18 protein-coding genes are annotated in these 25,460 nt (G+C 66.3%); 10 read left to right on the top strand and 8 right to left on the bottom strand.

Going from position 1 to position 25,460, the window contains the following annotated elements; all coding sequences use genetic code 11:
- The gene (locus tag AC1DCG_RS00650; RefSeq protein ID WP_477036477.1) at positions 1 to 1,878 is read left to right on the top strand and encodes an NPCBM/NEW2 domain-containing protein; all 1,878 of its coding nucleotides are present in this window, start codon (positions 1 to 3) and stop codon (positions 1,876 to 1,878) included.
- A gap of 116 nt (positions 1,879 to 1,994) precedes the next feature.
- On the opposite strand, the gene AC1DCG_RS00645 is transcribed toward AC1DCG_RS00650, so the two are convergent.
- The 5 genes from AC1DCG_RS00645 to AC1DCG_RS00625 all read right to left on the bottom strand — a co-directional run bounded on the left by AC1DCG_RS00645 (position 1,995) and on the right by AC1DCG_RS00625 (position 9,296).
- Entirely contained in the window at positions 1,995 to 3,167 is a 1,173-nt protein-coding gene (locus tag AC1DCG_RS00645) for a VWA domain-containing protein (protein WP_477036476.1), read from the bottom strand.
- A complete protein-coding gene (locus tag AC1DCG_RS00640; RefSeq protein ID WP_477028015.1) occupies positions 3,164 to 5,449 on the bottom strand; it encodes a DUF5682 family protein in 2,286 nt (761 codons plus the stop codon). The genes AC1DCG_RS00645 and AC1DCG_RS00640 overlap by 4 nt, the downstream gene beginning before the upstream one ends.
- On the bottom strand, positions 5,412 to 6,491 hold the full coding sequence (locus AC1DCG_RS00635; RefSeq protein ID WP_477028014.1) for an ATP-binding protein: 1,080 nt from the start codon (positions 6,489 to 6,491) through the stop codon (positions 5,412 to 5,414). Before AC1DCG_RS00635 ends, AC1DCG_RS00640 begins: the two co-directional genes overlap by 38 nt.
- Entirely contained in the window at positions 6,488 to 7,801 is a 1,314-nt protein-coding gene (locus AC1DCG_RS00630) for a DUF5691 domain-containing protein (RefSeq protein WP_477028013.1), read from the bottom strand. The genes AC1DCG_RS00635 and AC1DCG_RS00630 overlap by 4 nt, the downstream gene beginning before the upstream one ends.
- Positions 7,802 to 7,901: 100 nt before the next feature.
- Complete coding sequence (locus AC1DCG_RS00625) at positions 7,902 to 9,296, bottom strand: SWIM zinc finger family protein (protein WP_477028012.1); 1,395 nt, start codon at positions 9,294 to 9,296, stop codon at positions 7,902 to 7,904.
- Positions 9,297 to 10,258: 962 nt separating this feature from the next.
- Between AC1DCG_RS00625 and AC1DCG_RS00620 the strand changes: the two genes are divergently transcribed.
- Together AC1DCG_RS00620 and AC1DCG_RS00615 are read left to right on the top strand one after the other, a co-directional pair.
- Entirely contained in the window at positions 10,259 to 12,397 is a 2,139-nt protein-coding gene (locus tag AC1DCG_RS00620) for an ATP-dependent nuclease (RefSeq protein WP_477028011.1), read from the top strand.
- A 2-nt stretch (positions 12,398 to 12,399) separates the two neighbouring features.
- Entirely contained in the window at positions 12,400 to 14,235 is a 1,836-nt protein-coding gene (locus tag AC1DCG_RS00615; protein ID WP_101715357.1) for a UvrD-helicase domain-containing protein, read from the top strand.
- A gap of 23 nt (positions 14,236 to 14,258) precedes the next feature.
- On the opposite strand, the gene AC1DCG_RS00610 is transcribed toward AC1DCG_RS00615, so the two are convergent.
- Positions 14,259 to 15,158, bottom strand: coding sequence for a 3'-5' exonuclease (locus AC1DCG_RS00610; protein WP_240633744.1), 900 nt, complete (start codon positions 15,156 to 15,158; stop codon positions 14,259 to 14,261).
- A gap of 439 nt (positions 15,159 to 15,597) precedes the next feature.
- On the opposite strand from AC1DCG_RS00610, the gene fliQ reads away from it, so the two are divergent.
- From fliQ to AC1DCG_RS00575, 7 genes are all read left to right on the top strand, one after another.
- Positions 15,598 to 15,864, top strand: coding sequence for a flagellar biosynthesis protein FliQ (gene fliQ, locus AC1DCG_RS00605; protein ID WP_180896966.1), 267 nt, complete (start codon positions 15,598 to 15,600; stop codon positions 15,862 to 15,864).
- Positions 15,865 to 15,962: 98 nt separating this feature from the next.
- Complete coding sequence (locus AC1DCG_RS00600; protein WP_477041335.1) at positions 15,963 to 16,616, top strand: c-type cytochrome; 654 nt, start codon at positions 15,963 to 15,965, stop codon at positions 16,614 to 16,616.
- Between the two features lie 55 nt (positions 16,617 to 16,671).
- The gene (locus AC1DCG_RS00595) at positions 16,672 to 17,589 is read left to right on the top strand and encodes an NAD(P)/FAD-dependent oxidoreductase (protein WP_477028009.1); all 918 of its coding nucleotides are present in this window, start codon (positions 16,672 to 16,674) and stop codon (positions 17,587 to 17,589) included.
- Positions 17,590 to 17,678: 89 nt separating this feature from the next.
- Positions 17,679 to 18,938 carry a type II restriction endonuclease gene (locus AC1DCG_RS00590; protein WP_101715353.1) on the top strand — a complete coding sequence of 420 codons (1,260 nt, stop codon included), beginning with the start codon at positions 17,679 to 17,681 and terminating at the stop codon, positions 18,936 to 18,938.
- A gap of 106 nt (positions 18,939 to 19,044) precedes the next feature.
- A complete protein-coding gene (locus AC1DCG_RS00585; protein ID WP_477041334.1) occupies positions 19,045 to 22,158 on the top strand; it encodes a hypothetical protein in 3,114 nt (1,037 codons plus the stop codon).
- A 75-nt stretch (positions 22,159 to 22,233) separates the two neighbouring features.
- The gene (locus AC1DCG_RS00580) at positions 22,234 to 22,707 is read left to right on the top strand and encodes a DUF411 domain-containing protein (RefSeq protein ID WP_477028006.1); all 474 of its coding nucleotides are present in this window, start codon (positions 22,234 to 22,236) and stop codon (positions 22,705 to 22,707) included.
- A 51-nt stretch (positions 22,708 to 22,758) separates the two neighbouring features.
- Positions 22,759 to 23,547 (top strand): hypothetical protein, encoded by a 789-nt coding sequence (locus AC1DCG_RS00575; protein WP_477028005.1) that lies wholly within the window; start codon positions 22,759 to 22,761, stop codon positions 23,545 to 23,547.
- 57 nt (positions 23,548 to 23,604) lie between these two features.
- On the opposite strand, the gene AC1DCG_RS00570 is transcribed toward AC1DCG_RS00575, so the two are convergent.
- Together AC1DCG_RS00570 and AC1DCG_RS00565 are read right to left on the bottom strand one after the other, a co-directional pair.
- Positions 23,605 to 24,510, bottom strand: a complete 906-nt coding sequence (locus AC1DCG_RS00570) for a hypothetical protein (protein ID WP_477028004.1) — start codon at positions 24,508 to 24,510, stop codon at positions 23,605 to 23,607.
- A 41-nt stretch (positions 24,511 to 24,551) separates the two neighbouring features.
- A complete protein-coding gene (locus AC1DCG_RS00565; protein WP_477036472.1) occupies positions 24,552 to 25,439 on the bottom strand; it encodes a cation diffusion facilitator family transporter in 888 nt (295 codons plus the stop codon).
- Positions 25,440 to 25,460: the final 21 nt, after the last annotated feature.

Raw genomic sequence — 25,460 nt, 5'->3', positions numbered from 1 at the left:
ATGCTGCGCAAACTCCTGATCGCCTCCGCGGCAAGCCTTCTCGCCGTCTCCCCGGCCCTCGCCCAGGACGGCCTGAAACCGACCGGTCGCTGGACCGCGCCGCGCATGGGCGCCGCGGCCACCCCGCCCATGGGCTGGAACGCCTGGAACGCCTTCCGCACCGAGGTGGACGAGGCCAAGGTCATGGGCTCGGCCCAGGCCCTGCGCGATACGGGCCTGGCGAGGCTCGGCTACAGGTACGTCAATCTCGACGACGGCTGGTGGCTCCAGCGCCGAACCTCCGACGGCCGGCTGCAGATCCGCACGGCGCTGTTTCCGAGCGCCACGCCCAAGGACGGCGGCGAGGCCTCGTTCAAACCGTTCGTCGACCGCCTGCACGCCATGGGTTTCAAGGCCGGCATCTATACCGACGTCGGCCGCAACGGCTGCTCGCAGGCCTGGGACCTGAAATCGCCGAACCTGCCGGTGGGAACCGTGCAGGAACGCGAGGTCGGCCTTGAAGGCCATGTCGACCAGGACATAGGCCTGTTCTTCGGCGAATGGGGATTCGACTACGTCAAGGTCGACGCCTGCGGCCTGGCCGACTACGCCCCGGGCTCCGCCGTGGTCGCCAAGAACGGCTATCGCCCGAGCGACCCGCTGATCGTGCGCAAGGATCCGGCGGCGGACCGCTCGCAGGCCGTGCGCGACCTCTATGTCGAGGTCGGCCAGTCGATCGCCAGGCACAGCCCCGACGGCGACTACGTCTTTTCGATCTGCACCTGGGGCCGAGGCGACGTGCGCGCCTGGGGCGGCCAGGTCGGCAACCTCTGGCGCACCAGCCCGGACATCGGGTCCAGGTGGAGCTCGATGCTGCGCTCGTTCGACAGCGTCGCCACCCGCACGCTCTACGCCCGCCCCGGCGCCTGGAACGATCCGGACATGCTGTTCATCGGGGCCGGCGATTTCGACCAGACCCACCTGACCGAGGCCAGAAGCCACTTCACGCTGTGGGCCATGGTCAATGCGCCGCTGCTGATCGGCTATGACCTGCGCGACGCGCCCAGGTCCTTGCTCGACATCTGGGGCAACGCCGACCTCATCGCCGTCAACCAGGACCCGCTGGGCAACCAGGCGGCCCTGGCGGCCCACGAGGGCGACGTGCAGATCCTGGTCAAAACCCTGAGCGGCGGCCGCACGGCGGTGGCCCTGTTCAATCGCGGCGACAAGCCGGCCGGCGCCACCCTGACCAGCCAGCACCTGCGGCTGGCCGCCGACGTCCCGATCGCCCTGCGCGATCTCTGGAGCAAGGCGGATCTGCCGCCCTTCAAGGGCGAGCAGCGCTTCGCGCTTGGCCCGCACGAGACCCTGGTGTTCGAGACCCGCGCCACGGCCTTGGCCGACTCGGTGCTGCTGTCAGAAATGCCCGCGCGTATCCACGTCGCGCAGGAGCCGACCTGGGCGCCGCCCGCCGACGGCTTCGACGGTCCGGCCAACGCCGCGGGACGCCCGGGCGGCGCCCAGATCGACGCCTCGCCCTATCGCACGCCGCTGACGGTCGCCGGGCGCTCCATTCCGCACGGTATCGGCCTTCTCGCCAACTCCCGCCTGGAGGTGCGCGCCGAAGCCGAGTTCAAGCGCTTCTCGGCCAGGGTCGGCGTCGACGACGCCTCGCCAGCGGCGCTCGGCGAGGTGCGGTTCCTGGTCTATGGCGACGGCCGGCTGCTCGCCCGCAGCAAGCCCCTGCGTCGAGGCCAGCCCCCGGTCGACCTCACCGCGCGGGTGCAAGGCGTCCAGACGCTGGAACTGGTGGCCGTCGCGCACGGCGACAGCCCTCCTCCCGCCGTCGCCTGGGGCGCCGCCAAGCTGGCTCGCCAGGAGACGAAGGACGAGCCGTGAGTGATGGGCCGGCCGAAATGACGTGAAGGCGGGGTCGAAGCGCGCCAGTTTCCGGCTCTGCGATCACTCTGTCATCCAGACATTGAGACGAACCGATTTCGTCCGAACCGATCTCGTTATCCCTGGTCGCTGGACCGGACCGCCTTGATGTCCACCTTGGCGGCCCAGGCCAGTACGTCCTCGCGCTTCAGGGCGGCGGCCATCAGGTCGGGGAACTGATCAGGTGTGCAGGCGAAAACCGGCACGCCCAACGCCGCCACTCGGCCGGACAGTTGCGGATCGTAGGCCGGACGGCCCTCGTCGCTGAGCGCCAGCAGGGTGATGACGTTGACGCCGGAGGCGACCAGCCGCGCCAGTCGGGCGACCAGCGCCTCGCTGTCGCCGCCCTCGTACAGGTCAGTGATCAGGATCAAGTGCGACTTTGCCGGACGCTCGATCCGGCTTTCGCAGTATCCGACCGCCTGGTTGATGTCGGTGCCGCCGCCCAACTGGACGCCGAACAGCACCTCCACCGGATCGGCCAGATCCTCGGTCAAATCCAGGATGGCGGTGTCGAAGCAGACCAGCTTGGTCTTCACCGTCGGCAGCGAGGCCATGACGGCGGCGAAGATCGAGGCGTAGACCACCGACGGCGCCATCGAGCCGGACTGGTCAACGCAGAGCACGACCTCGTCCAGATCCACCAGCCGGCGCTGACGCCGCATGAAGCCGATCAGTCGTTCCGGCACCACGGAGCGATGCTCGGGTTGATAGTGCCGCAGATTGGCCTGGATGGTGCGCGGCCAGTCGATGTCGGAGAAGCGCGGACGCCCGGTACGGCGGCCACGATCGACCGCTCCACGCACGGCCTCGGCGGTCTTCTGCTCCAGGCGCTCCATCAGCGCGGCGACGACTCTGGCGATGACCTCGCGGGCGATGGCCTTGGTCTTGGCCGGCATTACGTTGCGCAGGCTCACCAGGGTGGCGACGAGATTGACGTCCGCCTCGACCGCACCGAGCAGTTCGGGCTCGAGCAGCATCTGCTGCAGGCCCAGCCGGTCCATGGCGTCCCTCTGCACCACCTGGACCACGGGTGTCGGGAAGAATTGGCGGATGTCGCCCAGCCAGCGGGCGACGCTCGGCGCCGACCGACCCAGGCCGCCTCGCCCCTTGCCGCCGCCGCCGGGCCCCTCCCCCTCTCCATAGAGCATGGTCAGGGCGCTGGAGAGCCGCTGATCGTCTCCGGCCGGCAAGGCCTCGTCCTCGCCGCCGACGGCCAGCCGCCAGCGGCGTTCGCGTTCCTCGTTCATTGAGCCGGCCTCGCGGTCAGGATGTCGGTCAGGCGCTGGAAATGCGCGGGCCAGATCGCATCGGCGTCGGCGGCACGCGCCCAGCCCTGCAGGCCCGCCCCGCCCCGCCCGAAGACAGCGTCCAGCAAGCGCCGCCGCTGCATACGGTCCAGATTGCCCAGCGCGCGGCGGAACAGCGGCAGGAAGGCGGTGAAATCCTCTCCCTCCAGCCCCTGCATCCAGCCGTCGACCGCCGCCCGCAGGCCCTGGTCGTAGATCAGCCGCTCGCCGGCACCGTCGAAGAAACCTTCGAAGAACCCGGCGGCGTCCGCCACGGCCCGACCAGGCGACAGCATGCGGCCAAGCAGGTCCGCGGCCGCCTCGGGCATGATCGTCCCGGCCTCGTAGAGCAACCGCGCGGCGACGCCGGCCAGCAGCGGCGCGGCCTGCTCGTCCTCGACCACCGTCGACAGCGCCCCGCGCCAGTCGGTCAGGTCGGCCTCGGCCAGCACCGCCGCGACGTCGGCCACCAGCAGCGCCGAGCGCAGAAGCTTGGCCGCTTCGGCGTCCAGCCCTCTGACCGCGTACGGCAGGGCCAGAGCGCCTTGCGACAGGATCCGGACGAACAGGGTCTCCAATTGCACCGCGTCGGTGCGTCGGGCTTGGCCGTAGCGGACAATGTCTCCCAGCGGGGCAAGGGAAGACAGCAGCTCGCCGCAGTCGCTGGTCAGGGCCACGCGATGCTCGATCCGCTCGACCCCGGCATGTGCGGCGTCGGGCAGTTGGGCCGTCAGCGCCGACAGGGTCAGGCCGCAAAGCGCCGGCAGGTCCGCCGCCTCGGCGAAATGCGCGGTCAGGCGGCCGGCGGCGGCGCGGGCCAGGGTCGGGCCGTAGACCAGGTTCTCAACCAGGCGGACGGCGAACTCGGGCTCCCAGCGCAGCTGCCAGCGCTCGCGGAATGTGCCCCGACTGCGGCCGGCGTCGACCTGCCGCCCCCAGGGGACGTCCAGGATCGACAGCCGATGCAGCAGGGTCGAACGATCCAGCCCGCCCTCGCTGCGCAGGTCGATGGCCAGTTCACGCTCCAGCGCCTCGGGCTTGAGACGGGTGCGGCGCTGCTCGCGCTGAAGATCTTCGATCAGCGGGGCCAGAGGCACGTCAGGCGAGATCTCGCCGACGGCGTCGCCCAGCAGCAGCTTGGCGGCTATGGTCTCCCAGACCAGCCGCTCGCCATGACAGAGGCAGGCGATCGCCGCCTCGCGCAGTTCCTCGAAGCCGGGATGCGGGCGGTCGCGCATCGCCGCCAGGGCGACCGCCAGGCGCTGGGCCTCGATCAGCGAGGCGGTCGAGGCGATGTGGCCGGCTTCGCGCAGCGCCTGGACGATGCGGCCCAGCCAACGGACGGTCACCTCCTCGCGCGGCGTCTCCCACAGATGGCCGCACCAGCCGGGCGCGGTGACCCCGGCGGCGTAGCCGCTCTGGAACGCCAGGCGCGGCGAGGTCCAGGGCGCCCAGGTGGCGCTTGCCTTCTGCTTTGGCGCGCCCTTCAGCAGGTCTCGATCCCGCGACAGCGGAACCTTGGCCTTCAGCGCCGGCTCGTGCCAGGCGCCGCAGACGACGGCCACCACCCCTTCCTGCTCCTTGGCGGCCTTGGCGATCTCCAGCCGCATGTGCGCCTCGCGCAGGGCCTCACGCCCCTCGGCGGGCGGCGCGGCGTCGCGCAAGGCCGCCATGGCGTCGGCGACGGCGGCGAAGACGGCGTCGGACGCCGGGCTCTCCTCAATGACGTCCCGCCACCAGCTTTCACCGTCCTGGTAGCCGCCGGCTTCGGCCAGAAGTCCGATCGGGTCCCGTTCCAGCCGCACGGCGATCTCGCCCACGGGCGCTTCAGCTGCATCGCTCGGTTCAGCCTCCGGTTCAGAAGCCGGCTCATCGCGGGACGCTAACCCCCAAGCGGCGGGGACGTCGATGAACCGCACGGCCGCGCCATTGCGCACCGCCCAGCAGGCGGCCTGATATTCCGGCGAATAGACGGCGAACGGCCAGAACGCGGCCCGCGCCGGATCGTCCGAGGCATAGACCAGCAGCGCCACCGGAGGGACCATGGCCGGGTCGGCCAGCATCGGCAGCAGGTCCGACGCGTCCGACGGCCCCTCGATCAGAACCGTTGTCGGGCGCAGTGCTTCCAGGGCGTCGAGAAGCCGGCGCGCCGATCCCGGTCCATGGTGCCGGATCGCGAAATAATGGACGTCCGCCGCCACGCGATCAGACCAGGTCGACCAGCGCGCGATAGTAGCCCGCATAGTCCGGGCGCTTCTTCAGGACCGCTTCGAGGTACTCTTCGAGCACGATCTTGTCCTGCACCGGATCCTTCACGATGGCGCCGAGCAGGCTGGGCGCCATCCCCTCTGCATTGAGCTTGCCGCCGTCGAAATAGGCCGCCTGGCTGAGGCCGCCGACGGTGACGGCGATCGCCTCGGCGGTCGACAACGAGCCTGAAGGCGTCTTCAGCGTCACCTTGCCGTCGATGGTGGATCCGCCGCGCAACTCGCGGAAGATCGAGACGACGCGGGCGACTTCCTCGGCCACATTCTTGGGCGCGGGCAGATCGAGGCTCAGGGCCATCTCGCCGACGCGACGCGTGACGATGGCGATCTCCTCCTCCATGTCGTCCGGCAGCGGCAGCACCACCACGTTGAAGCGGCGCTTGAGCGCCGAGGACAGCTCGTTCACGCCCTTGTCGCGGTTGTTCGCCGTCGCGATCACATTGAAGCCGCGCCGCGCATAGACGGCGTCGTTCAGCTCCGGGATCGGCATCATCTTCTCGGACAGCACGGTGATCAGCGTGTCCTGCACGTCCGACCCCATCCGGGTCAGCTCTTCCAGGCGACACAGCTTGCCCGCCTCCATCGCGCGATAGAGCGGCGTCGGCACCAGGGCCTCGCGGGACGGGCCGTTCGCCAGCAGTTGGGCGTAGTTCCAGCCATAGCGGATCTGGTTCTCGTCAGTGCCGGCGGTGCACTGGATCACCAGGCTGGAGTCGCCGCAGATCCCCGCCGCCAGATGCTCCGACACCCAGGACTTGGCTGTGCCCGGCACGCCAAGCAGAAGCAGCGCCCGGTCGGTGGCCAGCGTCGCCACGGCTGTCTCGATCAGCCGGCGGTCGCCGACGTATTTGGCGCTGATCGGCGTGCCGTCCGCCGCCTTGCCGCCCATCAGGTAGGTGACCACGGCCTTGGGCGACAGCGCCCAGCCGCGCGGGGTCGGCGCGTCGTCCTTGCGCTTCAGGGCCTCGAGCTCGGCGGCGTAGGTCGTCTCCGCGGGCAGTCGCAGAATATCGGTCAAGTCTGACGCTCCGGTTCGAGGGCGATGTTGAGATGCAGCGGATCAAGTCGCGGATCGGCGGCTGAAAGCCCGGCGGCGACGCAAGCGTCGATCACCGCCTGGGCGGCGATCCGGTCCAGCAGCAGGCCAAGATTGGCCAGGCCCACGGACAGAGGCTGCGCTGCGATGCGGTTATCTTCCGACAGGCTGGCCGCGACGAGCGCGAGCAGTTCCTTGTAGCCGGGCGACGACGCCAGAGCCCCGCGGCCCGTTTCGCCCAGCAGATCACCGGCTATCGCGAGACTGCTCCGGAAGCTCGAGACGCCCTCCCGCGCCAGGACGATCGGCAAGGCGGCGCGCCGCTCTTCTGGCGAGGCCCGCCGGGCCAGCAAGGCGACCATTTCGACCGGCGTGTCGGCTTCCTGCAGCGCCAGGTCGAACAAGGCGCGCCAGGCGGCCGGCGAAGCGGTCTCCTCGACCATGGTCATGAAGCTGTTCAATACCCACGGCTCGCCGACGGGCATGCTTTCCAACAGGGCCGTCTCATCCACGGCCAGAGCCCTGGCCAGGTCGGCCAGGGTGACCTGGCCGAGCAGGTTGATCCTGCGGCTCTCCTGCGCCTGGGTCTTCAGAGGCTTCAACTTGAGCTGATTGCGGCGCTTGATCAGGCCGACGCGGCCCAGTTCCACCATCGCGGCCAGCTCCTGGGCGGACGCGACGTCGCCTTCCCCCAGCCCCAGCCGCGCCAGCAGTCGGCGGACCAGGGCCTGGACCCGCTCGGAGCGATCGCCCGCGAAGCCGCCCAGCACCGACGCGTCGTCGGACGACAGTCTGTCTTCCAGGATCTCCAGCAGCTTCAGGCGGCGCTCGGCCGCCTCGCCGCCGGCCTTGGCGGCGATCAGCGCCCGCGCGGCCGCCGGATCGGCCCGGCGCAAGGCGACCAGGGCGACCCGCCGCTCGGCCCAGGGCCAGTCGCCCCAGTTTTCGGCCGTAAGGGCGCTCGAGGCAGCCTGCCTGGCTTCCGAAGCCGCCCAGGCCACCCATGGCGCATAGACGGCCGGCGTCCAGTCGTCGGTCGCGCGCGGCAACCAGTCGGCCGGGTGCATGACATAGCCGCGAGCGGCCAGAAAGCGGACCAGGGGCGCGGCGCCGCCCTCCTCCGTCCGGCGCGTCGCGAGAATGCGGCGGATGCGGGCGCGGGTCACCTCCGGCGGCGTCGGCGACGACAAGGTCGGCAGCAGCGCGCGCGGCGTCAGAGGCGGCGCGGCCGGCCGGAACAGCACCTGCAGCGCCTGGCCGGCCAGGGCGACCAGGGCGGCTTCCGAGCCCACGCCCTGCCCCACAGCGTCACGCCACTCCGCAGGCGCGTAATCCGCCGCCCCACGGCCCGACATCCAGGCGCCCCGGATGCGTGCGAGATGGTCTTCCAGCTCAAGCGTCAAAACCGACCCGCCCCCAGTTGGTCCGCGCCGCCAGAAGCGTCAGCCTCGCCCCGTTCCAGAGACCCGCTGCGCCGTCGAGCCGAGCCCCCAGCGACACATCGGGAGCCGCGCCCTCCAGCGGCAGCGCGCCGCCCTCTCCCAGCCACCAGGGTCGCCCCGCGGCGTCCTCGGCGATGCGGCCGGGCGGCAGGATCACCGGCACGGCCAGCGACCAGGGCGCGGCCAGCAGGGTTTCGGCATAGGAGGCCAGCGGATCGCTGGTCGCAGCTTGCGGCCAGGTCTGGCCGTCCGGCGACGAGGCCTCGGCCTCCAGACGTTCGACGATCAGCGCCCTGAGGGGCGCTCGCGCCGGGTAGAACACCAGCTCAGCGCTGAAACGGCCGCCGGCCGCGAAGGCGCCGCTGCGCCGTCCGGCCGAGGCCGGGAAATAGTCGAGCAACAGGGCGAAGCGCGGCCCCTCCGCAGCTGTATTCAGGAGCCACGTCGAGACGCTGACCAAACCGTCGCGGCGGGTGGCGATCTGCTCTCCAAGCACCTCCCACACCCCGGCGTGGCGCGGCGCGTCGGGCGCGGCGATCAACTCCTCGCGGGTCTCGGTGGCGATCACCTCGCGCCGCAGTTCCGGATCGTCGGGCGAAGCGCGCCAGGCCCGAGCCAGCAACGTCAGCTTCCCGAGCTCGACGATGGCCGCATCGATCCGCTCCTCGGCCGGCAACTGCAGCAGGCGCGACGGCGTCTCGTCCAGCCGGCTGGCCAAGGCCCCCGCCTTGGCGTCGACCAGGCGGGCGGCGATCCGCCGGCAGCGCTCGCCCATCTCGGCGAGGAACGCGCCCAGACCGGTGCGAAGTTGGTCGGAGATCCAGAGCTCCAGATCGTCCAGCCCCGCCTCGACCTGCCGCCGGACATCGGCCGCCCGCCTTTCGGCCGCGGCCTTGCGCTTGGCCTCGGCGGCGGGATCCAGCGCCTCGACGACCTCTTCGGCGGTCGCAGCCTCCAGGCTCTTGGGGCCCGGCGTCGGCCTTGCGGCGGCGGTGGGCGGAGCCGTTCCGGACGACTTGCGCCGCCGCCCCATCCAGTCGCTGACCCAATCGGGGATCTCTGCCGGTGCAAACGCGCCTGGCTCATCGACATGCAGCCACATCAGAGCGATAGCGTGCTTGCACGGAAACTTGCGCGACGGACAGGTGCACTTGCTGCCGATATCGATCGTATCGGCCGCGACCCGATAGGGGTTTGCTCCGGAGCCCTGGCACTCACCCCAGATGAGGCCGCTCGACGCGCCCCGAGAAGACCATTTAGCGGGCTTAAGCAGCCCTGCGGCCGCCTTCAGCGCGCTCTGGTCCGGCGCCATCGCCTCGATCTCGCTGCGCGACAGCGCCACCATCACTCCCCCGACTCTGGGCTGCAGACTACTGACCGGGTCGCGAAGGATACAAGCTAAGATCGCACGACAGGATGCGTCGTCTCGCCTTCTGGTTGGGACATCCAGAACACGCCTGGGCCTAGGGCGTAACCGCGCCAGACCGAGACGCTCCCATTACTTCACGAACAAGCCGCCTGCCGACGTCGTCCGACGCGATCTCGCCCGCCCGGCCCCACGCCTGATCGCCCTCCAAAACCACTACCCTCCCCGCGCGAAAGCCCCATTTAGAGCCTGGGAGAGCAGGCGCAATTTACCGTCACCGACCGATAACGGCTCTGAAATCAAGGCGTTTTGAGGCTATGCGCCAAGCGGGCGTCCGGGTTGGAGACAAAAAAAGAAGGCGCTGAAAGCGCCTTCCTTGATTACTCCCACTCAATAATACTCAAATCACTCAAGACACTGTAATTAAAGAGATTTTCTAATCACACATTTGTTATCCCGCCGACGAAATCGCCGGAATATTATCACATTGTTTTTTATGGGAAATTTCTCAACTTGACACGACCGCCATAGCGCGCCATTTGATTTTTGCATCAAGTACAGCCTAATATATATCCACACTATATACTTACACAAAAACACACCCAAACCACCCCGAACTACGCTCCAGCCCTCCCCAAACTCTCCCCACCCGGCCGAGTCGGCGCGTTCGAGACCGACAGCGTGCGCGGGCGCCCATTTCATTCCATCCGGCCTGCCGCTCTGCATCCCCAAAATGGTCAGCCAGGCTCATCTGAAAAATACCGTCGCCCTCTCATGAAAAGCCTGTGGCGCAAGGCGTTTCAGTCACAGCGCCTTCGGATTGGCGAGGCAAAGACGCCACCTATCCCGCCCGTGCCATAGCGAGTATCGCCTCCACCACTTCACGGCGAAGTTGCGATCCGCCAAGGTGCCCCAATCAAGCTGGGCCGTGGCGAGCGTACATGCACATTTCTAGACTGCAGCTGGTCAACTACCGCAACTTCGCGCGAACCAGCGTGACGTTCAAAGGCGGCGTCAACACGATCATCGGGGAGAACGGCTCGGGTAAGACCAACCTCTTCCGCGCCATTCGCCTGCTGCTCGACGGCAACCTTTCCTGGTCGGCCAGCCGCATGACCCGCGACGACTTTCATCGGGGCCTAGGCCCCGATTGGCAGGGCCATTGGATCATCATTAGCTTGGACTTCGCCGACGTCTCGGACGACGAGGCGGTACAGGCCATGTTCCTCCACGGCGCCGGTGACGCCGCCGCGGGCGGCGCCGTCGATCGGGCCAGCTACACCCTCGTCTGTCGGCCCAAAGCGCCACGCCGCGTCCAGCTTTCCAAACTGGCGGCCGGTGACGTCGCTGGGCTGGACGCGATCCGCGCCGAGATGACCATCGACGACTATGAGACAGCGCTATTCGGCAAGAGCACGGCCGACTTCACCGATCCGGCCGCCTACACGGCCCTGGTGGGGGATTTCAGCGCCGTCCATTTTCCAGCCGAACTGGAGCCGCCTGGCCTGGGCTTCCGGATCCAGGGGGCGATGACGATCTACGACCACGTCTGCTTCACGTACATCCAGGCCCTGCGCGACGTGGTCGAGGAGTTCCGCAACAACCGCACTAATCCGCTCCTGGGGCTGCTGCGGAGCAAAAGCGGCAAGATCAGCGCCGCGACCATGGACCCCATCACGGCCCTGGTTGATCAGCTCAACGGCAAGATCTCCGACCTCGACGACGTTCAGGAGGTCCGCAGGAACATCCGCGAGACGATTTCCGACGCTGCGGGGGTGACCTACTCGCCCACCAAGCTCTCGATCCGTTCGGAACTGCCGACCGAGGCCGACCGCCTGTTCCAGTCCCTGAAACTCTTTGTCGGCGAGGCCGACGACGGCCACGAGGGCGGCGTCCAGGATCTCAGCCTGGGCGGCGCCAACCTGATCTACCTCACTCTCAAGCTCCTGGAGTTCAAATACCAGAAGGGCAAGCAGGCCTGCGCCAACATCCTGCTGATCGAGGAGCCGGAAGCCCACATCCACACCCACATTCAGAAGACCCTGTTCGAGCGACTGAAGTACGACGAGACCCAGATCATCTATTCGACCCACTCGACCCACATCTCCGAGGTCAGCAAGGTCGACAGCATCAATATCCTGGCGCGGTCGGGAGCCAGCTGCGAGGCCTATCAGCCCTCGGTCGGTCTCGATACCGACCAGATCGGTGCGCTCGAACGCTACCTCGACGCGGTGCGATCCAACCTACTCTTCGCCAAGAGTGTGATCCTCGTGGAAGGCGACGCCGAGGAAATCCTCATCCCTATCCTGGTCAAACAGGTGCTCGGGATCAGCCTCGACGAGATGGGCGTCAGCCTGATCAACATCCGCAGCACCGGCTTCGAAAACATCTCGGTCCTCTTCCACGCCGACCGCATCCGCAAACGCTGCGCGATCATCACCGACTTGGATGCGCCAACCATCGACATCACGGTCCATGAGGGCGACACCAAAGAGACAATCACCGACAAGGGCGTCGCCGAGCGCTCGGCCAAGGCCGGAGCGGACCGTCACGAGCGCCTGACGGCCATGGAGGCGGCCAACCCGCTGGTCAGCTGCCACTTCGCTGATCACACCTTCGAGGTCGACTTCATCAAGGCAGGCAACGTCCAGACCGTCGTGGACGTCGTGCCTGAACTCTACGTGCAGAAGGCCTATCGCGACGCGGCCATCGCGCGCCTGGCGTCAGGCAAACTCGATGAGTACGGCCCCCAGGTGCTGTTCCTGGCCAACAAGGCCGGCAAGGGCTGGTTCGCGGTGATGCTGGGCCGACTGATCACGGCCGACACCATCGTGCCAGGCTACATCCTAGATGCACTGCTGAAGGTCCATGCGCCGCTGTCGGCGCCGACGATCGCGGCGATCATCGACCATCGACTCGCGGCCTTGCAAGCCAACGGCGCGGACGAGCTCGATATCCTGATGCTGGGCGTGGAGGTGGAAAAGTACCGCACCGGCGAGATCGATCTGGATGCGCTGAAGGCCAGCCTACTTGCGAACTACCCGGAAGGGACGCTCGCGGAAATTCTAAGCAGGCTCTGACCATGTTCGTCTGGGCAGAAGATGACCTCAACGCCGAGCAGGCCGCCGCCGTGATGGAGCCCGGCAGCGTTTTTCTCACCGCCTGCCCCGGTAGCGGCAAGACCCGCACCCTCACCTATCGGATCGCCCGCGAACTCTCCCTCCTGACCTCCCCCCAGCAGCGCGTGATGGCCATCACCTACACTCATCGCGCCGCCGAAGAGATCCAGGACCGGATCGACGGCCTGGGCGTGGACAGCTCACGACTTTGGATCGGAACAATCCACGCCTTCTGTCTGGAATGGATCCTCAAGCCCTACGGGATCTACCATCCTTCGCTGCGCAATGGATTTCGGGTGATCGACCCCCAAGCGCGCGACGCGCTGCTCGACGAGCTGTGCGCGGCCAGCAAGGTCCCGGGCCTGTCGCGGTGGGAATGCGACCACTATGTCACGACCAGCTCGACAATCTTCCAATGCCGGGACGCCACACTGGCCCCGCATGTGGAGACCATCCTCAAGCAGTATCGGGCTCGACTGCAGGCCGATCGCCAGATCGATTTCGAGATGATGCTGAAGTTCTCCTATCAGCTCATCAAGCGTGGCGACGCCGTCGCCAAGATCCTCAGCCGGATCTTCACCTGTATCCTGGTCGACGAGTACCAGGACACCAAAGAGATCCAGTACGGCATTCTGGCCGCGATCCTGAAGGCCGGCGGAGGCGAGACCCGCGCCTTCATCGTCGGCGACCCCAACCAGGCGATCCTGGCCTCGCTTGGCGGCCACGCCATGGCGGTCGCCGACTTCGCCACCCTGGCCAGCGTAGCCCTGGTGGAGAAGGACCTGTCGCGAAACTACCGCTCCTCGCGGCGGATCGTTGAGTACTTCGGACACTTCAACGAGCTGACGGCCACCATCGAGGCGGCCGGCGAGCATCGGGACTTCGCCAGCCTCATCACCTACGACACAGAGACCCACCAGAAGGACCTGGAGGCCGAACTGGTGCGGCTGATCCGGCGTAGCATCGAGGTCGAAAAGATCGCACCGCACGAGGTCTGCGTCGTGGCGCCGCAATGGGCCAAGCTCGCGACAATGACCCGGGCCCTGATCGCGGCCTTGCCAGAGTACGAGTTCAACGGACCCGGCGCCATTCCCTTCGCCCGAAGCCCGGACAATTTCTGGTACAAGGTCAGCCGGATCGTCCTGACCAAACCCCACCCGGCGCTGTTTGTCCGCCGGCTGCGCTGGGCTGGCGAGGTGCTGCGCGAACTGATCAACGCCGGCGCGCCCGTCGAACACCTGTCGCGGCGAGACTTCCTCAGACTCTGCAACGGCATCCGCCTGAACGAGCTGGATGGCTTGACCTATCTGCGCCTGTTTTTCGACGCCTTACTGGACGTGCTGGGTCTGTCGATCGACGACTACGACACTATCAAAGACCACCACGTCGCGTTCTTCGACGCTTCGACGGCCCGGCTGAAGCTGTTGGTCAAGGAGGGCGGCGAGGGCCTGTCGGAATTGAGCGCTTTTCAGAAGGTGTTCTCCGAGCGATCCGGCATCACCGTCTCCTCGATCCATGGGGTCAAGGGCTTGGAGTTCGACACGGTGATCGCCTACTGCCTGCTCGAGGATATGGTCCCTCATTTCAGCGATCCGGAGGGGCAAGCCAGCGCCACCAAGCTCCTGTACGTCATCGGCTCCAGGGCCAGAAAGCACCTGCACCTGATCTCCGAGCAGGGACGCCAGAACAAGTATCGAGAACCCTATCTGCCCACCAAGCGGCTCGAAACCTACGCCTATGGATACGACGCCTGGCCCTCACCGCCGCCAACGACCGGCGTGGCGCCGGCCCCGCCCTGATCGACAAACGCGGGCTCCCTGTCTCAGATTCGATCCGAGAAGCGCTCGAACGCCGTGATTTTCCGGGTCGGCAGGTGGATCTCGCCGCCATAGATCTCCTTGGCGAGATACTCCAGCTCCGCGTCCCGATCAGCCTCGGCCACGTCGATGTACCAAGCCTTGGGGGTTGGCCCCTCCTCGCCGTTCCAGCGATAGCCACGCGCCTTCAGCCGATCTTTCAGGTCGAAAGGCGAACGTTCGGCCCAGATGCGCCAGCTCGGCTGGCGAGCGACCTCGAGCAGATGAGAGAGCGCCGTGCGACCGCTCTTCAGCGGACGGCCCAGGATCTCCAGTCCCGCCAGGCAGTCGTTCTCGGCCCGGTGGCCTTCAAAGAAGAAACCGCACTGGCTGGCGAGATACGAAAGCTTGGTCCCCTCAAAGCCCTCCCCGGCCCAATCGACCTGGCTCATCGAGCATGCCCACCCCTTCAGCTTGAACGCCTCGCACAGACGCTCGACGAAGCGCCGGTCGAACTGAGCGTTGTGGGCGATGACCACGGCGGCTTGGGCGATGAAGGCGGCGACGTCGTTGGGATCGATGGCGTGACCAGCGACCATTTCGTTGGTGATGCCGGTGATCCGGGTAATCTCCGCGGAGATCGGGACTTTCGGTTCGCGCAGGGCGGTGAACGCCTCACCGACCGCGCAAATGCGCCCATCGGCGTCGTATTTGAACGGCACCATGGCCAGTTCGATGATCTCGTCGCGGGAGGAATCCGTCCCGGTGGTTTCCGTATCGATGTAGACGCCGTCCTTCAGCAGTGCGGCGTTGGTGATCGGCGCCAGGGTGCAGGACTCTAGCCGACGCAGCAGGCGATAGCGGCCGCTGGCTTCAAGCTGAGCCGCCATGACCTCAAGAGCAGCCAGATCCGGAGTTTCGATCACGTACTTGGTCGACCTCTAGGCTTGTCCTCAGCTTGACCAGACAGCGGTGCTTACCGCGCCTGGCAACGTTCCTCACCTTGGTAGCGAGATTCTCATCGATCTTCTCGCAAGCGCCAAGACAGCTTGAAGCCAGCGCAGGTTCAACCACGGCCCGATCTGACGATTTAGCGCGCGTTGAGGGGTGAGCGGGTCCCGATGCGTAACCCCATAAAAGCGCTGACAGCGGGGATCCTATGGTCCGCCAAAAGACGAGACACGATCGCGCACGTCGGCGTCGGCCCGGTCCCCTTTTGGGGACGGCGGCGCCCCTCATCGCCACCTTTGGCGTCGGACCGACCGCGTACGAAATCTTCGCAGCGAACACACCCAAGGCCGATGACCGGATTTGGATCTCCTACCCACATCGTGATTTCCGGGGGCCAGCGCCCTCCCCGGGGCGCTGATGGACGGCGCCGAAGTTCTAGACGTGGCCCGAGCCGCGATCTGGCTGACGGTGGAAATCTCGGCGCCGATTTTGATCGCCGGCCTGGTTGTCGGCGTCGCAATCGGTCTTTTTCAGGCCCTGACCCAGATCCAGGAGCAGACGCTCGTCTACGCTCCGAAGATCGTGGCGATCTTTATCACGCTCCTGATTTTCCTGCCGATGATGGCCGCCCTGATGAAGAAATTCATGGAGCAAATCGCGCAACGGATCGCTGCGATGTAGCCGCACGGGGCGGCGGCGGACCTCACCATACTTTCGAAACAGGCGCGGCCCGTGGCGGCGATCTCAGCCTTGTAGAACTCAAAAGGGAGGTAAGACCGATGCAAGTGATGGGGTGGGATCTGAGACATCCGAGAACGCATCTCGGAATCGTCGTCGTGCTGGGCGCAGCTGCACTGCTAGCGGCGATGGCCGTTGGCCTAACCATAGGCTTGGGGCTTTACAATATCGGCGCCGACGCGCCTCACACGCGGCCAGTCTACAAGGTGCTGCAGACCCTGCGCGACCGGTCCATCAGTGTCCGGGCGGCGGACATTAAGCCGCCAGCGAACCTGGGCGATCCCAAGCGGATCGCGAGCGGCGCGGGTCTTTACACCGAGATGTGCAGCGGCTGCCATCTCGCGCCTGGCCTCGAAAAGACCGAGATGAGCCAGGGGCTCTATMCTCAAGCGCCGGAGCTTTGGCAGAGCGTAGACCTCACCGCCGGTGAACAGTTCTGGGCGATCAAACACGGCATCAAGATGACGGCCATGCCGGCGTGGGGACGAACCCACAACGATGAGCTGATCTGGGACATGGTGGCGTTTGTCCGCCAGTTACCCACGATGTCTCCCGCACAATACCAAGCGGCCATCAAGAGCGCCCCAGCCGACCACGATGAGATGATGAAGGAAGGCGGGATGCCGGGCATGGCGATGCCAGGGATGACAATGGCGCCCAAAGAACCGGACGCTCATCCCGGCCACGACCACTGACGTGTGCAAGGGCAAGCCTCGACAACCCGGCCATGCCCTCGATCCGGAGCTTCTGATGGACGATATCTTCGACTGCCTGATCCTCGGAGCGGGTCCGGCCGGGCTCGCTGCGGGGCTCTATCTGCGGCGGTTTCGCCGAACCGTGTTGATCGCCGACGCCGGACAAAGCCGTGCAGCGTTGATCCCGCGCAGCCACAACGTTCCGGGTTTCACCGGGGGTATCCGTGGGGCGGACTTGCTTGCCCAGCTGCGCGAGCAACTGACGCCGTTCGGCCCCGTGGAGTGGGCGGGCCGTGTAACGCGGCTGGATCGGGTCGACGAGACCGTTTGGCGCGCGACCATAGCCGATCGGGCTGTGTTCGGCCGGACCATCCTTTTTGCAACGGGTGTGGTCGACCGGCGACCGCCAATCTCCGAGCCTGACCAGGCGATCCGTGATGGGTTACTTCGGTTCTGTCCGATCTGTGACGGCTTCGAAGCTATGCTGGATAGGATCGCTGTCATCGGGGCGGACGATCACGCCGCAAACGAGGCGTTGTTCCTTCGCGCCTACAGCCCCAGTGTCAGCATGTTGACCCTGGGTCCCAACCATGAGGTCTCGCGTAGCAGTCGCGAGGCTCTCGATGCAGCGAACATACCGCTGATTTCTGTTCAGTCCGACCACCTGATGGTGGAGCGTGGTCGGCTGCGTGCCCGGCGGATGGATGGCTTGGCGCTCGATCCCTTCGAGGTCGTTTATGGCGCCCTGGGCGTCAAGCCGCAATCGGACCTCGCCCAGGCGATTGGCGTCGGCGTCGACCGATCAGGATGTATCCTCGTCGATGAGCACCAGCGCACGAACCTTCCAACCATCTATGCCGCGGGGGACGTCGCGCGAGGTCTTAACCAGATCAGCGTCGCCGTCGGTGAGGCGGCGATCGCCGCGACCGCCATCCACAATAGCCTCGCCCCCGCGCGCACGGTCCATGACTGAGGTGTGGCGTCCGACATCTCCGTACGCAGGAGAGCTCGTAATCGCAGATCAGCGCTCCGAGCGGGCATATCTTAAGAGGGGGAACGGGATTGTCCGACGAGTTGACGCGTGAACTGCTGAGCCGCTGGCGGAACGATCCAAGCGGCGCCTATCAAAGTTGGTTTCTTTGGGAGGATCGCCTGAAGAACTTCCGATCGATCCGACGAGGCGTCCAGCAAGTCGCCGCCGAGATCGAGGCGGAGCGATTTGGCGTGACCTACCGCGGGTCGTCCCTAGAGACTGTCGTCCACTCGATCGCCGAGCAGCGACAGGTGTTCAAGGGGGCAGACCATGCCTTTCTGTGGAAGCCCAAACTGCGGATCCCCGACATCTATGAGCACCCAGGAAACCAGCGCGCCTTCGGCCGGTTGCTGGACGCCTGCGTCTGTTGCGACACCGAAGAGCACGTCCTGGCGGAAATCCGCCGGATCGATGCGCTGAAGATCAAAGGCCTGGGTCCAGCGGTGGCCAACATCCTCTACTTCTTGCACCCGACCATAGCTCCGCCGTTCAATACCGCGATCGTGCGCGGCTACAACGCCCTGACTGGCGCCAACGTGAAGCTTGGCCGATGGGATGAGTACCTTGCGATGCGGCAGGGTCTGATCGCGTTCAATAGCAAACACCGGGACCTGCTATCCAACGACCTTGGAGCGGCAGCAGCGTTCTGTTTCGACTTGGGCGTCGGACTCTATGCGCCGCCCCCGCGAACCAATGACGCCGTTGCGCGAGCTGACTGGGCAGCGGATTTGGCCAAAGTTCGCGCCCAGGCCGCCAAACCCTCGGCGGCTGAGGCGGACGCGCGGACCCATACCGAAATCCAGGGCTGGCTACGCGATCTAGGGCGCGCGCTCGGCTACGACGTCTGGATCGCCCAAAACGACCGCGGGCGGCCGTGCGGTCCCGGCCGCCTGGGCGATCACTGTATGGAGCGATTGCCACCGGCGCTTGATAGCCGCCCAGGCGCCGAAGCGGTCCGCCTGATCGATGTGCTGTGGTTGAACACGGCGGGCGCCATCGTGGCCGCCTTCGAGGTGGAGCACACCACCTCGATCTATTCCGGGATCGTGCGGATGCTGGACCTCGCCCTGGGCGGCGACGCAAGCGGCCTCCACAGCCTGTTCCTCGTCGCGCCAGACAAGCGTGAAGCGGACGTGCGTGCGCAGATCGCCCGCCCGGCCTTCAGCCGGATCGCGGACCTGAGCGTGCGCTACCTGCCCTACAGCGCGCTGGAGCAGCATCGCGACGCGATGGCCCGTTTCGGATCCGGCGTTGCAGCGCTTGAGAAAGTCTCCCACCGGCTCACCTAGACGCCAGCTCCCGATCCTGGGTTGCACTCAAGGCGCAGCTCCATTTTGCTGATAGGCCACGGGCCGATTCATCGGTCGCCTGCATGCTGGGACGCCCCGCGCCGCCATGGACTTTCTCGACAAGCAGATCGCACCCCCGCGATCCTGGGACAAGTTCGAGGAGCTGACCCGCGCGGTGTTCGCCGAGCTTTGGTCCGATCCACACGCCCGCCGTCACGGGCGCTCGGGGCAAAAGCAGTTCGGTGTCGACGTCTTCGGCAACCCGGTGGACTCACCTGGGAAAACTTTCGGCGTCCAGTGCAAAGGCAAGAACGTCAACTACGGCGCCGTTGCGACGATTGAGGAGTTCGACGCTGAACTGGCCAAGGCCGAGCTCTTCAGTCCACCGCTCGGCCATTGGACCTTCGTAACAACGGCGCCAGACGACGGCCCCCTCCAACGCCATGCCCAGGCCGTTTCCGAACAACGCCTCGCCCAAGGCCTCTTCCCGGTGGTCGCGTTCGGGTGGGAGACGATGCTGGCGTTGATCGCTCTGCAGCCGAACGTGATCAGCGCTTTCTATCCCGAGCATTCCGGCGTCCTGCGGCAGGTCTTGGCGACGTTGAAGGGCCTGCCCTCAAACGGCCAACTCGCCGATCTCCTCCAAGCCATCAGGGGCGCCACGGGGCATACCCCGCCCCAAACATCAGCCCTCGACTGGGTGGAGGTTCGGTTCGAGGCGCAGCGGGGACTCGGACCGGCCCTGATGGGGAGACCGCTGGGTCCCGCCGATGTGGTCGCCTGCCCCACCCTGCCCGAGGTATCGACACTGCTGGAGGACCTGGCTCGTGCGGGAAGCGCCCGCCTGGCCGGAGTCGCCGGCGCCGGCAAATCGATCTGTGCGCTGCAGACAGCGCACGCGCTACGCGCCCATGGATGGCGTGTCATGCGCCTGCTCGACCCGACGGGCGCCATCCCATCCTTCGCCGCCGACGACGAACGAACGATCTATCTGATTGACGATGCTCATCTGGCCAATCCAGGCCAGCTGCGCGTGCTGGAAGAAGCGACAGACGCCAGGCGCCGGCTTCTGACGACCCACACCTCCCTGGACGGTAAGACGAGCGCTCCAGGAACCGTCCATCTGGACGCCAAGCGCGCGGTCAAGGTGATCGCCGCCGGGCTTCGTGCAACGCCGGAGCAGACTCTCGCGGCGGTCAAGGCCGCTGATCATCGCGTCGGCGATCGCATTGGAGACGAAAGGCTCGAGCATCGCCTGGAAGCGGCCGAGGCGGCCGACTTTCCGTGGCAGTTCTGCTTCACCCTGGGCGGCGGCTGGCGCCGCGCCCGGTCGATGGCCGACTCGGCCAGGGCCGCCTCGGCTGATCTGGTGCTGGCGGCGGCGGCAGTTCGTCAGCTGGCGTCCCGCGATGCGCCCTGCGCCCTGCCCCAACTGCAAACCCTGGTCGGCGGTGAGCTGCACCCCGAACAGGTGAAGGCCGCCGTCGCCTGGCTGGTCGGCCAGCGCCTTCTCCTCAGCGAGAACGATCTGCGCTGCCCCCACCAGCGCCTCGCGGGCGCGCTGCTCGACCGGATTCTCGACGGCCAAACCGCCGAGGGCCGCGCCCTGATTGGCCGCCTGATCACCGCGGCGCTTACCGACCCCGCCTTGCCGTTGGGGGGATTTGCTTTGCTGCTGCGAGAACTGACCTTCGGGCGCGACTACGGACGCTGGCGCCCCCTGCTCTCTCCAGCCGCGCTTGGCTTTGCGCGATCACGCGCGTGGACTGCGGCGAYGACCGCCGAGATCCGGGAAGCCTGCTGGTTTTTCAACGAATCCAGCTCCGAGCTTTCCGACGCCATGGCTGACTTCGAGGCGCATCTTGATGTGTTCGCTGGCTGGGTCGAAAGCGCCCCCGAAGGCGCGTGTTATGCCTTGAGCGCCGTGATCAGCCGAAGCTCGGAACACGAGGGGACCGCGGCAGCGCTGCGCCAACGGGTCTCGGCCGCCACAATCGCCAATGCGATCAATGCGGCGCCAGCGCTTTATGCGTCCGAAATCACTGAGCTTGTCTCCGCGCTCCGGTCTTGGAGCGACAAGGCCTGGAACACCGAATTCCTTGGAAAGCTGGATCGCCAACGGTGCTTTACGCTGGTTTCGTCGTGGCCCGCCGACGCCTGGCTCTCGTCGGCTGCGAGCTACTGTCAGCATCTCTTTTACTTAGACGAAGCCTTGGGCCTGGACTTGGTTGAAGCGCTTCTCCCGGCGATCGCAGAAAGGGTTCGCGCCGACCCGCTGTATGCGTTCCATGAACTCAACGACATCGTTCGCGACACGCTTCGACTGCACGACGTCCTTGGGGTGTACGTCGGGAAGCTGGCCCCCACCAAGCGGATGAAACAGGTGGCGCGTCAGCTGTGCCGCTGCTGGAAACCCAGCGACCTCGCCGCAAAGCTATCGCTCAGCGCACCACGAAACTTCCAGACCGCTGCGGGCCTTCTGCTGTTCATGCAAAAAGTCGCGCCCAAGCAATTCGAAGCCACGGTGCTAGCCCTAGACTGGAAAGCGGTGAACGCGACGATCGGCGAGGGCTGGGAGAATGAGATCGGTGACGCCCGGATGCTTCTGGGCGTCGCGTCAATGCTGCCAGCCGGCCACAACGCCGTCAAAGCCCTGATCGAGCAAAACGAACCACGTATTGCTCAGCTCTCACTCCACCTTGCGTATCTCAATCCGGACACGACCATCCGCCACGTCCAGGCCGGCAAGCAGGTGGCGATCTGTCCCTACAGCAGCGTCGAATGGCTGAAAGCCGCCCTGGTGGCAGGGAGGCTGGCAGCGTCCCGGCCGGACCTGCTGCGCGCTATGCTCGCGCCGCACTACGCGGCAATGGCCAAGAACCTAACCCAGGCCAGCCCCTCCTACTGGAGCGAAGCTGCGATCCTGTTGGCGCTGATCGCAGAGCGCGATCCTGCCGGGCTCTCCACCCTATTCGACCAGATCGACCCGGCCCTGGCGCTCGTCGCCTGGCGAAACGGCCTGCAGGGGCTTCATGCCGAACGCCGGCGAGGTCGCTCGTTCTCGAGCAAGGATGTGGTCGCTCTGCTGATCCACTACGCCCTCCCCAGAGCCGATGCGATCGGGGACGTGGCTCGCACCCTGCGCCGCCAGTTTCCAAAGACCTCGACCCCTCCCGACGATCATCTCAAGCCGCTGGATCTCACCAAACTGATCGAATAACGGGTTCTGACAGGCGTCGAGAAAATCCAAGGGGTGGTGTCCTCCCGGGCGTATAGCCCTGGTATGAGTACAACCATGACGCCCAAGCCTCACCCCGTCCATCGGCTCAGCCGGCGCCTGCTGCTGGCCGCCGGTTTCGCCGGCCTCGCCGCCCCCGCTCTTGGCCAGGCGCGAGGGTTGACGGTCTATAAGACCCCCTATTGCGGCTGCTGCACCGGCTGGGTCACGCACATGCGCCGGGCAGGCTTTACGCCCACCATCGTCGAGCGCGAAGACCTCGCCCCCGTTCGGGCCAAGTTCGGCATTCCAGATGCTCTGGCCTCCTGCCACACCGCCATGGTCGGCGGTTACGCGCTCGAAGGTCACGTGCCGCCCGCCGACGTCACCCGGCTCCTGAAGGAGCGGCCCAAGGCTCTGGGTCTCGCCGTGCCCGGCATGCCGATCGGCTCCCCGGGGATGGAGCAGCCCGGCGGCGCGCGCCAACGCTTCGACACCCTGCTCGTTCTTGACCGAGCCGGTCGCACGCGGGTGTTCGCCAGCCACGGCTGATCCCGGCCAACCGGACTTTGGAACCTCCACCGCCGCCAGCAGGATCTTGCTTTGCTTCTCATCCAAGAGCTACCAAACCGCGCGGACAACGACATCGTCGTGGCCTCGCCGACGCACTGCTACATCTTTGCGGCGACGAACGTTCTTCCGCCCTCGGTGCGTACGCGTCTGAAGACCTACTTCGGCATCCGAGTGCGTTCGCTGATTAAACTGACGAGCTTGGTCGCCGCGCATCTGCGTCAGGACCTGCTCATTGGCCGTATCTCCTGGGCGGGCGGGCAGATCGCCATGGCGACTGGGGCGCTCTCGATCGATCCCCGCAGCTCCACGATCGCCGCCGGCGTCACAGGCCACTTGGGCCTGGGCTACCGGCAATCGGTCTGTCAGGGCGGAATGATCCGCTGGAGTACGCCGGTGGCCGACGTCATCGGCCGCGTGCCGGACGTCCTCTTCCACGGGACTTCCGACACCGTTCTCTCCGCCATCCGCACAGGAGGACTGATCACTTCGGCGCCTTCACACTGGCCGCTCGGCTCGAAGAATGTCGTCTGCCTCACCGCCACACCGCAGATCGGGTTGAAACACGCGCGAGAGGCGGCGGCCCGGCGAGGCGGCGACCCTATTGTCATCGCGTGCGCGAAACCGGCCGTGCTCGGCGTGGATTGGGACGTGAACCGACAGCTCGTGCAGTCCAAGCGGGTTCCGAGCACCAACGGCTGGTTCCTGACCCAGGAAGCGGGACTGTTCTCGACGCCGCACCCGATCCCCCTCAGTCACATCCAAGGCGTCTACTCCCCCGACGCCTTCGCCCCGTTTTCGGCGTGGCCGCGCGTACCTTGAAGATCGGCCAAGCCTTCCGGCCCGAAGGCCCGCGTCCCCCGGACGAGCCGTCGGCGACTAGCTGATCAACTGCAAACGCGGCAGGTGCGCGATCTTGCCATTGCGCTTGCGCAGACGGCCGGTCCGTTCGGGTTGGCTGATGGCGAGAAAGTGGGAAACCACCTCGTCCTCGCCCAGCACCTTCACCGCCACCGGATAGTCCAGCGCCTCGGGCCAGACCGCCTCCAAGCGTGAAACCGCATCGTCCTGCACGGCGTAGAAGCCCGCCTCGAACGGCGCGATCAAGTCACGGGTCTCCAACATGATCCGGTTCAGACCCACCAGGTACTCGCGAACAAGAGGCGTGATGTCGATCATGCCCTTGTCGTCCTTGAGGGCCTGCAGCAGCGGCCGGACTTGGGCCTTGAACGTCATCTCGACATCATCGACGCGCAGGCGAGGCCTGATCGAATAGACCAGCTTAAAATCCTTACCGTCCTCGCCGGCGGGCTGACGCTTGTGGTCGAACGTCATGGCGCTGATGCTGCTGCCGCGGTGCTGGGAATAGTTGCGCAAAGCGTCCATGAACCGATAGGCGCGGCTGTCGTCGTAGACCCGTGATGTCGCCGCCTTGAACGCCGCCATCAGCGCATCGCCGCCGATCGAGCGCATTCGCTGCGGCGCGCTATCGAGAAAGGCCCGGGCGGTGCTGAGAAGGTTATCGAGGAGCCGGGCTGAGCCGCGCCGCGCATCATCGATCTCGTCCCACCCCTCTTCGGAGCCAAGAGCGTGGGCCAGCGTGATCAGAACCTGCCCTTCCTCATAGGCCCGGTAGTTCTGGGTGACGGCGTCGTAGATCTCCTCGATCCAGAAGATGTCCCGCAGACCATCGACGGCGCGCCCGATAGCCTCGAACTCCACAGATTCCAGACCAATTGTGGGCGGCGCCCCGCCCACAACGCGTGCGGTCAGCTCATATCGCATGGACAAACTCGCCCTCCCCATTCCTGACCAGGACAGCGCCCCTAGCCGTGTCCCCCCGGCTGGCAGGATGACGCCTCCACCTGAACCGTCACGTGGTGAAGATCAAAATCAGCGGCAAGCCGCTCGCAAACGGCGCGGCGAACCGCTTCGCCGTCGGCCTGATCGGTCAGGACGACGTGCACCGTACAAATGGCCTCGTCAGCCCCGGTCGTCCAAATGTGAAGCTCGTGGGAGGCGGCCACTCCCGAGATGGCCTCGATGCTCATCCGGACCTTGGCCAGCGCCAACCCCGCCGGCGCGCCCTCCAGCAGAATGCGGGTCGAGTCTTTCAGCAGAATCCAGGTTCGCGGCAACACCCAAAGACCGATGCCGATGGCCACGATCGGGTCAACGAACCGCCAGCCAGTCAGGCGGATGACGATGGCGCCGGCGATCACGCCAAGCGACCCCAGCATGTCAGCCCAGACTTCCAGATAGGCGCCTTTGACGTTGAGGCTCGTGTCCTTGGCCCCGCTCAGGAGCCGCATCGCGATCAGGTTGATGCCCAGACCCAGCACGGCAACCACCAACATGCCCATGGACTGCACGGGCTCGGGATCGACGATCCGCTTGATCCCCTCGACCAGCACATAGATCGCCACGGCGAACAGGAGCACGGCGTTGAACGCCGCCGCCAGGATCTCAAAGCGGCGATAGCCGAAAGTAAAGGTGTCCGTGGGTTTGCGCCGCCCGATCCTGATCGCCGTCAAGGCTATGGCCAGGGCGGCCGCGTCGGTGAACATGTGCGCCGCGTCCGACAGCAGCGCCAGGCTGTTGAAGGCCAAGCCGGCAACCACCTCGGCGACCAGGAACGTTGAGGTCAGCGCCAAGGCTATGGTCAGCCGCCGGGCATTGGTCTGCCCAGCGCCATGATCGTGTCCAGCTCCCATGAGGGCGTGCTCCTTTTGAAG

This window comes from Caulobacter sp. 10L414, from assembly GCF_056395525.1.
The sequence above is the reverse complement of the archived record's forward strand: the minus strand, read 5'-3'. Positions and strand labels throughout refer to the sequence as shown.